At 28.6% G+C, this 12,997-nt stretch carries 16 protein-coding genes and 1 pseudogene; all 17 read left to right on the top strand.

What is annotated here, in order from left to right; all coding sequences use genetic code 11:
* Positions 1-195: pseudogene (locus EJJ37_RS18565) on the top strand (Xaa-His dipeptidase); the annotation flags it as partial.
* 15 nt (positions 196-210) lie between these two features.
* On the top strand, positions 211-600 hold the full coding sequence (locus EJJ37_RS18560; RefSeq protein ID WP_133016946.1) for an HNH endonuclease: 390 nt from the start codon (positions 211-213) through the stop codon (positions 598-600).
* 133 nt (positions 601-733) lie between these two features.
* Positions 734-1,192, top strand: a complete 459-nt coding sequence (locus EJJ37_RS18555) for a P27 family phage terminase small subunit (protein ID WP_133016945.1) — start codon at positions 734-736, stop codon at positions 1,190-1,192.
* Complete coding sequence (locus tag EJJ37_RS18550; protein WP_133016944.1) at positions 1,192-2,904, top strand: terminase large subunit; 1,713 nt, start codon at positions 1,192-1,194, stop codon at positions 2,902-2,904. The genes EJJ37_RS18555 and EJJ37_RS18550 overlap by 1 nt, the downstream gene beginning before the upstream one ends.
* Before the next feature lie 14 nt (positions 2,905-2,918).
* Entirely contained in the window at positions 2,919-4,160 is a 1,242-nt protein-coding gene (locus EJJ37_RS18545; protein ID WP_133016943.1) for a phage portal protein, read from the top strand.
* A complete protein-coding gene (locus EJJ37_RS18540; RefSeq protein WP_133016942.1) occupies positions 4,144-4,755 on the top strand; it encodes an HK97 family phage prohead protease in 612 nt (203 codons plus the stop codon). Before EJJ37_RS18545 ends, EJJ37_RS18540 begins: the two co-directional genes overlap by 17 nt.
* A 1-nt stretch (position 4,756) precedes the next feature.
* Positions 4,757-5,944, top strand: coding sequence for a phage major capsid protein (locus EJJ37_RS18535; RefSeq protein WP_133016941.1), 1,188 nt, complete (start codon positions 4,757-4,759; stop codon positions 5,942-5,944).
* Between the two features lie 49 nt (positions 5,945-5,993).
* Positions 5,994-6,278 (top strand): head-tail connector protein, encoded by a 285-nt coding sequence (locus EJJ37_RS18530; RefSeq protein ID WP_133016940.1) that lies wholly within the window; start codon positions 5,994-5,996, stop codon positions 6,276-6,278.
* Between the two features lie 9 nt (positions 6,279-6,287).
* Positions 6,288-6,623, top strand: coding sequence for a phage head closure protein (locus EJJ37_RS18525; RefSeq protein ID WP_133016939.1), 336 nt, complete (start codon positions 6,288-6,290; stop codon positions 6,621-6,623).
* Entirely contained in the window at positions 6,624-7,049 is a 426-nt protein-coding gene (locus tag EJJ37_RS18520) for an HK97 gp10 family phage protein (protein ID WP_133016938.1), read from the top strand.
* A gap of 14 nt (positions 7,050-7,063) precedes the next feature.
* Positions 7,064-7,375 carry a hypothetical protein gene (locus EJJ37_RS18515; RefSeq protein ID WP_133016937.1) on the top strand — a complete coding sequence of 104 codons (312 nt, stop codon included), beginning with the start codon at positions 7,064-7,066 and terminating at the stop codon, positions 7,373-7,375.
* Between the two features lie 19 nt (positions 7,376-7,394).
* Positions 7,395-7,985, top strand: a complete 591-nt coding sequence (locus EJJ37_RS18510) for a hypothetical protein (protein ID WP_133016936.1) — start codon at positions 7,395-7,397, stop codon at positions 7,983-7,985.
* Positions 7,986-8,051: 66 nt separating this feature from the next.
* Entirely contained in the window at positions 8,052-8,390 is a 339-nt protein-coding gene (locus EJJ37_RS18505) for a hypothetical protein (protein WP_133016935.1), read from the top strand.
* Between the two features lie 68 nt (positions 8,391-8,458).
* A complete protein-coding gene (locus EJJ37_RS20475) occupies positions 8,459-8,623 on the top strand; it encodes a hypothetical protein (protein WP_166484830.1) in 165 nt (54 codons plus the stop codon).
* Between the two features lie 15 nt (positions 8,624-8,638).
* Positions 8,639-11,017, top strand: coding sequence for a phage tail tape measure protein (locus EJJ37_RS18500; protein ID WP_133016934.1), 2,379 nt, complete (start codon positions 8,639-8,641; stop codon positions 11,015-11,017).
* The gene (locus tag EJJ37_RS18495; protein WP_133016933.1) at positions 11,017-11,706 is read left to right on the top strand and encodes a distal tail protein Dit; all 690 of its coding nucleotides are present in this window, start codon (positions 11,017-11,019) and stop codon (positions 11,704-11,706) included. The genes EJJ37_RS18500 and EJJ37_RS18495 overlap by 1 nt, the downstream gene beginning before the upstream one ends.
* Positions 11,707-12,997 (top strand): phage tail spike protein (locus EJJ37_RS18490; protein WP_193553945.1); only part of this gene is annotated, 1,291 nt, incomplete at its 3' end. It lies immediately after the preceding gene.

Below are 12,997 nucleotides of genomic sequence, written 5' to 3'. Positions count from 1 at the left end.
ACTATACTCGTTAAAGAAGATGTAAAGATATCACTTGTAAAGAAATATAAAGGACCAGATATAGCAGCTCAAAAGTATTGGTTAAACAATAGGAAGAAAGCTCAATGGAAAGATGATCCTAACAAAGCAGAAAATGATAAGAAAGCATTAAAGCTTAAAGAGAAAGAAATAGCATCAAAAAGTATAGAAATATAGAGAGGAATATTAGCAATGGCTAGATTAAAGAGTTGTTGTTATTGTGGGAGAGTTCATTCTACTGATATAGTATGTTCTAAGAAAGCAACTATAAGGACTAAGGTAAGTTATAAGGGGGACTTAAGAAACACTTATAAGTGGAGAAAGAAAAGAGAACAGATAAAACATAGAGATAACTATATATGTCAAGTATGTATCAGAAAAGATTATTTTAATCCAACAGGACAGTATGAGTTTAATAAATTACAAGTACATCACATTGAACCATATAAAGAGAATGAAGAGTTATTTTATGATGATGATAATCTAATAACATTATGTGTATATCATCATGAGAGAGCTGAAGAAGGTACTATATCAAAGCAATATCTAAAGACAATAGCTAAAAAGAATAATGAAAGATAGCCCCCTAGTAGGTTAAATTTATTTTGGAATGGTAACCGACAGTTACAGTCCCTTATCTAGGTAAGATAAATCTGTAAAATGAAATGTTTTTCTGGGATACAAATATATTTTGAAATTTTAGGAGGTGTTAAATTTGGCAAGACCTTGCAAATCAGCAAAAGTTTTAACTGAATGCTCACAAACAAAAGAAGAAATTGACACCAGGATAGAAAAAGAAGAATTAATAAGAGGTAAAGCTGATAAGTTAATTCCAAGTATGGATCTAACAAAAACTCAACTTTATCTCTTTAATTTTATAGTAGATGAATTAAAAGCGAGTGAGATTCTAAGCAACTTAGATATATTTTTACTTACTAAAGCTGCAATTGCAATTGATAGATTGCATTTCATTGAAGGCTTAGTTAATAAAAATCAAAAGTTGCTATTTAATAAAGATATAATGTCTAAAAAAGATAGTTATGATAAAGATTTTTATAGATGCTGTAATGAGTTATGTTTATCACCTCAATCTAGAGCAAAGATAGCTAATATAAATATTAATACTAAAAATGCTGAAGAAGATGCAGTTATTAAAGCTCTTAGAGGAGAATAATGATTTTACTTGATAGAGCTATTAGATATGCAGAAAGAGTTGTTGCTGGTAAAGAGATAACTACTAAAGAAGTTATAATTCAATGTAAATGGTTCTTAGTTGATTTACAAAAGCAAAATAATGAGGATTTTAAATTTTATTTTGATGAAGACAAGCTTAAGATAATAAATAATCTATTAAAATTATTCAATTTTGCAACGGGGTTTGTTGCTGGAAAGCAGGTATTAGAAAATCTAGCAGACTTTCAATGTTTCTTTTTAGCTAATATATTTGGATGGAGATTTAAAGATAATAAAAATAAGTTTAGATATAATGATATAACTCTATATATAGCTAGAAAAAATGCTAAAACTGCTTTGGTTGGATTAACATTTTTATTACTAATGTTAACAGAACAAGATTATTCAGAGTTTTATAGTATTTGTTTAACTAGAGAGCTTGCAGCAGAAATAAGAAAGGCAATGATTCAAATATTAAATGCTAGTCCATTAATAGCTAAACATTTTGAATGGTCAAAAACAGAAGTTGGAAAGATTAAGTGTAAGATAACTCAAAGTTTTTTTCAACCTAGAACTGCTGAAAGTGGTAAAAACAACTCAATTAGACCTTCTGCATTTGTAAGTGATGAACATGGTAACTTTAAGGATAATAGTAATTTTACAGCTATGAAATCAGGTCAAAAAAACGTAATTAATCCATTGTTATTTAGAACAACTACAGCTTATGCAATTGATAATTCAATAATGCAAGATGATTTGGAGTACATGAAAAAAGTTTTTAATGGATTAAGTAAAAATGAAAGGCAATTTGCATTATTATATTATGCTGAAAAAGAACATCTATGGGATGATATTGGAATGTATCAAGCTAATCCTTTAAGAATAGAGGAGAATTATGAAACAATTAGAGAAGATAGGGATAGAGCATTAGAACAACAGAGCTTAGTTGAAGAATATCTAACTAAAAGCATGAATTATTTTATGCCATCTAACAGTGGAGAAGCTTTTATAACTATTGATGAGTTAAAACCATGTAAAATTAATGAATTTGATTGGAAAGGCAGAGAAGTCTATATAGGTGTTGACTTAGCAGAAACAGATGATAATACAGCAGTATCAATGTTAACTTATGATGAAAATACTAAGAAAATAATTGCTAAAAGCTGGGCGTTTATTCCTGAAAAAAGAGTTGAAATGAAATCTAAAAAAGAAGATGTTAACTATAGAGAGCAGATTGGAAAGAAAAATTGTTATTCATGTGGTGATGATGTTATAGATTATGAGTTTGTTGAGAATTTTATATTGAATATTCAAAAAGAATATGGAGTTGAAATTATAAAGCTTGGTTATGATAGAAGGAATGCATTATCATCAGCTCAAAAGATTGAGTCAAAAGGGAATATTGAATGTGTTGAAGTAGTGCAGCATAGTAGAATACTTCATGCTCCAATTAAATTATTAAAAGAAAGCATATTAAATAAATCTTTTAATTATTTAGATAATAAATCTTTTAATTATTTAGATAATAAATTATTAGAGATTAATTTTGAAAATGCTAGACAAACAGAAGATACTAATCTTAATAAATACTTAAATAAGAAAAAGAGTAAAGGGAAAATAGACTTAGTTATGAGTATTATTGATGCATTATATTTATTACAAGAAGATATAATGTTATCTCAAAAAGATGACTTTACTATTCAAGTTATATAGAAAGGTGGTAAAATATGAATTTAAAGTTTTGGAAAAGAAGAAAAGAAGAACGGTCAATCTTAGATCAAGATGAAACTGGTTTAAGAGATTTATTATTAGCTGCAGGACTGATTGAGGATAATATAACTAGAATAGAAGCTTTAAATATTCCTACTTTAGCAGGATGTGTTGAGTTAATATCATCATTAGTGGCAAGTATTCCTATTAAGCTTTATAAAGAGGAAAATGGCGAAGTAACTGAAATAAAGGACGATATAAGGATTAGACTATTGAATGAAGAAACTGGAGATACACTTACTTCGTTTGAAATGAAAAAAGCTTTAGTTATAGATTATTTACTAATGGGAAATGGATATATCTACATAAATAAAGAAAAAGGAAAGTTTGTAAGTTTACATTATGTTAAAGAAAGTGATGTAAGTATAATTAAAAATGTAGATCCAATTTTTAAAAACTATGATGTAATAATAGGTGGACAAACCTATAAACCATATAATTTCATAAAATTATTGAGACACAGTGATAATGGAGCTGATGGATATGGAATTATAGAAGAAAACCCATTATTGTTATCAGTAGCTTATAATTCATTAAAATATGAAAATATATTAAGCAAAACTGGAGGAAATAAAAAGGGATTTATTGAATCAGAAGGAAAGTTAAATACTGAATCTATGAATACATTAAAAGACCAGTGGAGAAATATGTATTCTAATAATACTGAAAATTGTATTGTGCTTAATAAGGGGTTAACATTTAAAGAAAGCCAAGCTACCCCTACAGAATTACAGTTAAATGAAAATAAAATAGCAAATGGCTCTGAAATTTGTAAAGTATTAAACATGCCACCAAGTATAATAACTGGCGATGGGAAAGCTAACGAGAGTGATTTTGACAAAGCTTTTAAAATTGGGATATTACCTATACTCAATAATTTAATAGCAAGTATTAATAGAGACTTACTTCTAGAAAAAGAGAAGAAGTCTTTTTATTTTGGATATGATGCAAATGAATTGTTAAAAGGTGATATAGAGAAGAGATTTAAAGCTTATGAAATAGCGATTAAAAATAAAATCATGGGAGTAAATGAAGTTAGATATAAAGAGGATTTAGAGCCAATAGAGTTGTTTGAAGATACTATTTTATTAGGGTTAAATGATGTATTGTATAACACTAAAAATAAAACTGTTTATACCCCTAATACAGATAAAACATCAAACTTGAAAGGGGGTGAACAAGATGAGAATAGAAATTAGAAATGATACTGTAGTAATTGATGGATATGTTAATGCAGTCGCTAGAGATAGCAGACCTATTCCTAGTGTTAGAGGGAAATTTGTAGAGCAAATAGTACCAAAAGCATTTGAGAGAGCATTATCAAAGAGTGAAAATGTTGATTTATTATTAAATCATGATGGCAATAGGAAGTTAGGCTCAACTTCAGAAGGTAATTTAGAGTTGTTTGAGGATAATATAGGTCTAAGAGCCATATGTACTGTAACTGATGCAGAGGTAATTGAAAAGGCTAGAAATAACCAGTTAAGGGGTTGGAGCTTTGGATTTTATTCAGATAAGGATAGATGGGAAGAAAAAGATGGGGTACAGAGAAGATTTGTTGAAGAATTAGAACTTACAGAAGTATCAATTATAGATAATACAAAGATGCCAGCTTATATTGCTACATCAATTGAAGCTAGAGCTGGGGAAGAAGTGTTAAAGGAACTTAGAGAAGAGGAAGAAAATAAAAACTTCATAACAGATAATACTTCAAAAGAAACTGAAAAAAGAAATGAACCTATAGATTATTCAAAAATTGAAGAAGAAATTAAACAAATAAAAGGTGGGAAATAGAATGTTAAGAAAAAAGTTAGAAAAAAGAATATTAGAAATAAGAACATTACCAGTTAATACAAAGGAATTAGAAGAAAAAAGAGAAGAGTTAGTAACTGAAATGGAAGAGTTACTTAATAAGGCAAAAGCTGAAACAAGAGCAATGAATGATGATGAAGTAAGTAGATATGAAGAAATTAAAAAGGAAATAAGAAATATTGATGTTACTTTAGAAGCAGAAGAGGAAGTAAGAAAAGTTGGCGATAAAAAGCCACCTAAAGAAAAAAGAACTTTAGATGAAATAATAAATGAAGAGTTAAGATGTATATTAGAAAATAGAGCAGCCGCTATGAATACTGGAACAAATTCAGAAGGTGGGTTTGTTGTAAATAGTGAACTTGTGAAAGAAATAATTAAGGAATTAAAAGATAGATCTGATGTGTACAAGTTCTTTAATGCAACTACAATTAAAGGGGATACTAAGATTCCAAAGAAAACTTCGTCTGGAACTGCTAATTGGGTTGATGAAAATTCGGAGCAAGATCCTACAGGGAGCATTCCTAATTTAACTTTAGTAGAATTAAAACAACATAGATTATATAGAGAGTCAGCAATAACTCAACAAATGTTAAATTCGCAAGAAATAGATTTAAAAGCTTTTATAATAGATGATGTTACTGAAAGTATGATTGATGCTGTTGAAGCTGCAATATTTACTGGAACAGGCACTAAACAACCTACAGGATTATTATCAGGAATAACAAAAAAGATTTCTTTAGAAGCAAGAGGTACAATAACATTTGATGACATGAAAAAATGTAAAGCTAAATTAAAGAAATCAGCATGGAAAAAGGCTAAGTGGTTTATGCATTCAGATACATTATTAGTACTTGATTTAATTAAAGATAGTCAAGGAAGACCATTACTTCAACCAGATTTAACTGAAGAAACTGGATATAAGATATTAGGTATTCCAGTAGAAGTTACAGATGCAATGCCTAGCATCACAGATACTGGAGCGAAATGTATTGTTGCATTAGCAACTCCAAATGCATATCATACAAATACTCAAAAAACTATGGCATTACATGTATATAATGATTCGGCTTATATTAGAAAAGGCTTAGTAGGATATGGAGCAGATTTATACATGGATGGAAAAGTTAAAAATGATGATCAAGTAGCAGGAATATTCAATAAGGCATCATAATAGAGGGTGGGGTTATCCACCTTTTTATTTTTAAGAGAGGTGATATTTCATGAAGATTAGTGAAGTAACTATTACTGATTTAAAAGGGTACGCAAATGTTGATCATGATTATGATAATAATATATTGAGCAATATATTATCAGCATCTAAAGCTTATATTAAAAGTTATACCGGATTAAATGAAGAACAAATTGATAGTAAAGAAGATTTAACAATAGCTTTAATGATTTTATGTAATGAAATGTATGAAAATAGAATATATTCAGTTGAAAATGATAAAGTTAATAAAATTGTAAATTCTATTTTAGATATGCATTCTATAAATCTATTATAGGTATTATTTATGGCTAGATATAAAATTAATCCGGGTGAATTTAAACATCAGATAACTATAGAGAGATGCCAAAAATTAAAAGATGAAGACAATAGGCTAGTAGAACAATGGAGTACACTTTGCAATGCTAGAGCAAAAATTCTTTATACAAGAGGTTCAGAATACACAGAAGCTTATGGAACCAATAGTGAAGTCGAAGCTACTTTTTATATTAGATTTAACTATAAAGATATTACATCTAAAGATAGATTAACATATAAAGGAGAGGTTTATGATATTATTTACGTAAATAATATACAACTATCAAATAGATATTATGAAATCAAAGCTAAGAAGGTGAATTAAATGTCTGTAAAATTTAATGGATTTGATGAGCTTGTAAATGACTTAAATAATTTAGGGGCAATAGGAAATAAAATAGGGAAACAAGCAGTTGAAGAAGGGGCAAAAATAGTCTTAGAACAACAGAAAAAGGATGCTCCGAAGGATCCTGAAAATAATGATCATGGAGCAGACAAATTAGATATAACTGAGATAAAAAAATATTCTAAATCCGGGACTGTAGTCGGTAGGGTTGGAATTTCAGCAGAAAATTGGGAAGAAGCAAAACATCTTTATTTCCAAAATTACGGGTATGAGTTATGGAAAAATGGGGAAATGATTAATACTCATGTTGGATGGATTGATGATAGCTTCAAAAAGTGTAAAGACAAAGCAGCTAAAGCAATGATAAATATTGTTAGTAAAGAAATTGATAAAATTCTCAAATAGAGATAAGGTGGAATATGATTGAAGTAATAAATAGGCTAGAAAATGAGCTAGGTATTCCTTTTTATTATGTAAGTAGAGAAGAAGGAAAAGTTCCTGTAGTAGTTTATAATTATAAAAAAGAGTTAAATATTTCAGATATGGAAAAGGAGTCACTTAGTTATGACTTCTATTTTATTTTAATAATAAATGAAAAAATAAATGCTACAGTTGATAAGTTTGAAGAAGTTTTAATAAATAATCTATTTAGAAATGTATCTGTAAATCAATCAGCTACAACTAAAGAAGGTTATATTCAAATTTCTATAACTGCCAGTAAAAATATATAAAGAAAGGTGGAATAAATATATGCCAAGAGAATTAGGTGTAAGAAAGCTTACTGCATTTAAATTAGAAAATGAAGGAACATATGGTTCGGCACTACCACTTAAAAACTGTGTTTCTTTAAAAACAACAAATAGCTATAAGGAAATTGAGTATTCTTCTGATTGCACTACAGAACATTCTTCATCTATATTACAATATGTAGATGTTGAAGTAGTAATGTCTAGCTCAATGGCCTTAAAGCTTTTAGCTGAATTAACAGGCTTAGAATATGCTAATGGGAAAATGGCTGGAGTTGTAGGAAGTGTAGTCCCTCAATTTGCTTTAGCATATGAGGTGTTAATGGATGATAACACCACAAGAAGAAGAGTTTTATATAATTGTAATCTTAAAAAAGAAGAACAATCTAATGAATCAGAAAGTGAAGGAGAAGAATGGACATTTACAGGTAAAGCATTGCCAGTAGAAATAGAAGATAAGCAATATGTTGATTTATGGATGTCTGAATCAGAAATTAATGCAATAGGTGAACAAGAAACAAAGGCTAAATATCAAGCTGAATATAATAAATTCTTTACATCTGTGATTATGCCTGGAGTTCCTTCTGCAACTTAATAACAAATAGAGTAGGTAGAAATATCTACTCTATTATTATGCAATTAAATAGAGAGGATGATATTAATGGAGATTATAAATTTATCAAATAGAAAAGAAGTAGAAGTTAATATAAATGGTAATGAGTGTATAGTTTCACTATCATTAAAAAATATAAGCCACTTTCAAGAAAGTAATAAAATAGGATTACAAAAAGCTGTAGAAAAAATGAAAAAAGGCGATTTAAAGATAATATTAAAATTAATCTATAGCATGGTATCAGATAAAAAAACTGGTAGAGTATTAGGTTATAAATTCTTTAAGAATTTTGATGAAATAGCGACAATCGAAGCGTTAGCACCAATAATAACAGAATTATTAAATAAGGATATGCCAGAAGCTAAAAATGAAAATGAAAAAAAGTAGGAAAGAGTAAAGATGGTGGTTATGTAGATATAGACAATATACTCTACATGGGTAGATCTTTACTAAAAATGAGTAATGAAGAAATATATGAGTCGAGTTTAAGATTTGTATTTAAGCAATTAGATTTATATATTGAAGCTAATAAAGAGGTTGAAAAAAGATATAAAAGTAATAACAAAAATAAAGGGAATAATATAAGTTCAGAAAATAAAAAATTAATGGTATTAGATTAAAGAAAGGAGGGGAATATGGCAAATGAAAAACAATTAGTAGTCAATCTTGCATTAAAGTCTGGAACTATGAAGCAACAAATAAATAGTATTAATAAAGATATAAAACAAATGCAAACAGACTTTAAAAATGCTGGTGCTGGAGTAGAAGATTTTGAAAAAACATCAGAGGGGTTAAGTACAAAGTTAAAATTACAGCAATCTGTAGTAGAAAAATTAAAAGATAAATTAAGTGTATATAAATCTGAACAAGAAAAATGTACAGCTACATTAGATAAAGCTGTAAGTGCATACCAAAAGCAAGAACAAAAAGTAAAATCATTAGAACAAGCATTAGAACAAGCCAAACAAGAATATGGAGAAAATAGCGAAGAAGTTAAAGAGTTAGAAGATCAATTAAAGAAAGCAAGTAAAGCATTAGAAACTAAGAGAAATAGTGTTATAAATGCTAATAATAGTTTAACAACTATGAATACAACTATTTCATCAACAGAAGCAGAAATTAAAGCCATGGAAGCACAGATAAGTCAAACGGCTTCAGCTTTAGATGAATTAGAGAATGGAGCTAGTGAAGCGAGTGATGAGGTTGAGGAGTTAGGAGAAAGCCTTGAAGAAGCTGGTGAAAATAGCGTAGATTTTAATTCTAAATTATCTCTTATTGGACAAGGGATGACGGAGCTAGGAGATAAAGCAACAGAAGCTGGTAAAAAAGTATTAGATGTTATTGGAGATCTAGTTGAATCTGGTTCTGAGTATTCAGCAGAAGTTGCAGGAACTGAATTTATATTAAATAATTTAGATTCGACAACTAAAGAACTTATAAATAATAATAGTAAATTATCTGAGGTAATAGGATTAACAAATAAACAATACAAAGATAATGCTACGAACATAGCAAATTACTACAAAAATATGGGATTAACCACAGATGAAACTAATACACTTACTGAATCAACAATGAATCTAGTAGCTGATTTAGCTGCTATAACAGATTTACCATTTGACGAATCACTATCAGCATTCAAAAGTGCGTTACAAGGAAACTATGAAGCAGTCGATAAATTTGGAGTTAATATTTCGGCTACTACATTAGCTCAAACTGAATTTGTTCAAAGCTTAGATAAGTCTTGGGATAGTTTAAGTAATAACGAAAAGATTATGGCTATTTATAATGAAGTAGCAAGACAGAGCGCATCTGCAACAGGATTAGCAAGTCAAGAAGCGCAAGAATTTGGTATGAAATCTAAATATTTGTCTACAAGATTAGAAGAAGTTAAAGGAACTATAGGGGAAAAGTTATTGCCAGTCTTACAACCTTTGATGGAAAAAATAGCAGATATAGTAGAAAAAGTTGCTAAATGGGTTGAAGATAATCCAGAGTTAACAAGAACAATATTAATTATAGTCGGTGCATTAGGGGCATTTTTAGCAATAATGGGTCCTATTATAAGCTTTTTAGGTACTTTAACATTAGCAGTTATGGCATTTAATGTCGCCACTTTGCCAGTTACAGGAACAGTCTTATTGGTAGTAGGGGCTATTACAGCTTTAATAGCTATTGTAGCTTTAATGATTGTAAAATGGGATGAAATAGTTGAATGTTGGAATAGTTTTTGTGAATGGTCAAAACAATTGTGGTCAAATTTTACGAATTGGATAACTACTAAGTTTACAGAAATAAAAGATAAAACGGTAACTAAAGTTCAAGAAATGAAAGAAGGCGCAATTAATAAATTTACCGAAATAAAAACATCTGCAACTAATAAGATACAAGAGATGAAAGACAGTGTAGTTAACAAATTTAATGAAATTAAAAATAATATTGCTACAATAATAGATAATATAAAAAATGGAATTTCTACATGGGCAAGTAATGTAAAAACTTCAGTTTCTAATGCTTTTTCGAATCTATATGATACTATAACATCACCTTTTAAGAGAGCTTGGAGTTATATTTCTGGTATAGGAGATAAAATAAGTGGGGTAATTTCTAAGATTAATCCATTTAAGAGATTAGCTAGAGGTATAGAAGCAACTATAACACCGGCAATTGATACCTATGGAATATCACCTTTAAGTTTAGATAATGTAGCTTTAAGTGGAAGCTATTATAATGCTAATAGCAGAGCTTCTTTAAACGCTAATGATATGATAAGACAAGCTAATTTATCATCCTATGGAAATGATACTATGATTAGTATGATGTTTAGTGTTTTAGGTGAAATAACTAAGGCAATACAAAATTTAAATACAAATAACAAGGGAGAAATAGCTTTGTACACAACAAACAAAACTTACTTAGATAGCAAACTAATAATAAATGAAACTACTAAGCAAGTAATAAAAAATATAGATAAAGGAACTAATAATTATAGAATAGTAAGAGGAAGAAATTAATGAAATATTTTATTTTATATAATGACGCAACTAATTTAGATGTTGATTTATCAATAGTAGATAGACCTCCTAAACCTTCTCCTGAAATGGAATATGAAGAAGTAAAAGTACCAGGTGGAAAAACTTTATATAGAGAAAAAGGATACAAAGATATAGAGATACCTATATCTTTTAATTTTTTATCTAAAAAATCTTTTGAGTGGGATAAGGATTTTCGGAGAATTAAGAAGTGGTTGTTAAGCAAAGTGGATAATAGATTAAAGTTTGCTGATGACCTTGAAGTATATTATAAAGTTAATAAAGTAACTATAGATACCCCCGAAAGAGTATTAAAAAAATTAGGTAGATTTGATGTTACTTTTACTTGTGAGCCTTATGTTTATATAGATAATGATGAAATAGAATTAAATACAGTTTTATATAATGATTATTTAGTATCTAAGCCTATTTATCGTGTTGTAGGTGAAGGGAATTTAACTCTTAACATAAATAATAAAGTTATTAAGGCTAATGTAGGGCAAGAGTTAATAATAGATACAGATAAAGGTTTATGTTACAGAGAAGGAATAGTAGATAATGTAGCATTAGAAGGAAAATATGAAGATTTATATTTACAAGAAGGTGAAAATATTTTTTCTTGGGCAGATGAATTTAAGATTTACATTATTCCGAATTTGAGGTGTGTATAGATGATAGAAATATATTTAAAAACAAATACAAATTACGATAAAAACGGAGACATAACATTAAATCCGACTTCATGCACTTATAAGGACAGTGAAAAAGAGTTAAAATTAGAGTATTTAATTGATGCTGAAGGTAGATGGAAATATATTAATTATGAAAATGTTATTGCTGCAGAAGAAAATGGCAAGAAAAAACTTTATAGAATATATAATATAGTTAGGTCATTGTATAGTGTAACAGCTTATGCAAGACCTATTTTTTATGATTTAATAGATAGAGTTTTATTAGATGTAAGACCTACCAATATGACAGGGGAAGAGGCTTTAAATTACATTTTAAAAGATACTCCATTTACGGGGCATAGTAATATAACAGCAGTTAATACATCTTATTATGTTAGAAAAAACATAGTTGAGGCTATAGTTGGAGGTGATGAAAATAGCTTTGTAAATAGATGGGGCGGAGAATTTTATTGTGAAAATTTTGATGTTTACATTAATGATAGAATTGGTTCAAACAATGGAGTAAGAGTTGAATTTGGATATAATCTTAATGAAATTGAAGAAGATGTAAATATAGAAGAGGTAGTAACTAGAATAATTCCAGTTGGTTATGATGGAATTATGTTAGAAGGTAATGCTCCATGGGTAGATAGTCCTTTAATAAATAAATATACTCAACCTAAAATGAGAGTTATAGAATTCCCAGATGTAAAAGTTAAGGAGAATTCTGATGATGAAGAAGGCTTTGATACTATAGAAGGAGCTAGGGAAGAATTAATTAGACAGTGCAACTTATTATTTGATAATGGAATAGATAAGCCTACTATAAATTATAAAATTGATATGATTAATTTAGCTAATACTACAGCATATAAAGACTTGAAAATCCTTGTTGAAGTTAACAAAGGTGATACAGTAAATTGTTATATAAAATATTTAGATATAGATGTTAAAGCAAGAGTGATAGACTATGAAAGAGATTTAATTACTGGAGAATATACATCTATAGAATTAGGAAATGAAATATCAAATTTTTTCAATAATCAAGTTGATATATCTAATAAAGTTAATAGTATTTTAAATGATAATGGAACTGTAAAAGCTAATGAAGTACAAGGGTTTATTGACTCTACTAAAGCCATGATAAGAGCCCAAAAATCGGTAGCACAAAAGCAACATATAAGAGCTATGCTTTTTGAAGATTTAGACGAAAGTAGTGAAACATATGGAGCAGTAGCACTTGGTACTTTAGGTTTTATGTGTAGTAGACAAAGAACTCCAGACGGAAGGG

Origin of the sequence: Clostridium cuniculi (assembly GCF_004353185.1) — a bacterium.
Lineage (GTDB): Bacteria > Bacillota > Clostridia > Clostridiales > Clostridiaceae > Clostridium > Clostridium cuniculi.
This window is presented reverse-complemented; position numbering and strand designations above follow the sequence as displayed.

Coding starts and splice junctions, on each gene's coding strand:
- EJJ37_RS18560 (WP_133016946.1), top strand. CDS start 211: ATGGCTAGATTAAAGAGTTGTTGTTATTGTGGGAGAGTTCATTCTACT.
- EJJ37_RS18550 (WP_133016944.1), top strand. CDS start 1,192: ATGATTTTACTTGATAGAGCTATTAGATATGCAGAAAGAGTTGTTGCT.
- EJJ37_RS18545 (WP_133016943.1), top strand. CDS start 2,919: ATGAATTTAAAGTTTTGGAAAAGAAGAAAAGAAGAACGGTCAATCTTA.
- EJJ37_RS18540 (WP_133016942.1), top strand. CDS start 4,144: ATGAGAATAGAAATTAGAAATGATACTGTAGTAATTGATGGATATGTT.
- EJJ37_RS18535 (WP_133016941.1), top strand. CDS start 4,757: ATGTTAAGAAAAAAGTTAGAAAAAAGAATATTAGAAATAAGAACATTA.
- EJJ37_RS18530 (WP_133016940.1), top strand. CDS start 5,994: ATGAAGATTAGTGAAGTAACTATTACTGATTTAAAAGGGTACGCAAAT.
- EJJ37_RS18525 (WP_133016939.1), top strand. CDS start 6,288: ATGGCTAGATATAAAATTAATCCGGGTGAATTTAAACATCAGATAACT.
- EJJ37_RS18520 (WP_133016938.1), top strand. CDS start 6,624: ATGTCTGTAAAATTTAATGGATTTGATGAGCTTGTAAATGACTTAAAT.
- EJJ37_RS18515 (WP_133016937.1), top strand. CDS start 7,064: ATGATTGAAGTAATAAATAGGCTAGAAAATGAGCTAGGTATTCCTTTT.
- EJJ37_RS18510 (WP_133016936.1), top strand. CDS start 7,395: ATGCCAAGAGAATTAGGTGTAAGAAAGCTTACTGCATTTAAATTAGAA.
- EJJ37_RS18505 (WP_133016935.1), top strand. CDS start 8,052: ATGGAGATTATAAATTTATCAAATAGAAAAGAAGTAGAAGTTAATATA.
- EJJ37_RS20475 (WP_166484830.1), top strand. CDS start 8,459: ATGAGTAATGAAGAAATATATGAGTCGAGTTTAAGATTTGTATTTAAG.
- EJJ37_RS18500 (WP_133016934.1), top strand. CDS start 8,639: ATGGCAAATGAAAAACAATTAGTAGTCAATCTTGCATTAAAGTCTGGA.
- EJJ37_RS18495 (WP_133016933.1), top strand. CDS start 11,017: ATGAAATATTTTATTTTATATAATGACGCAACTAATTTAGATGTTGAT.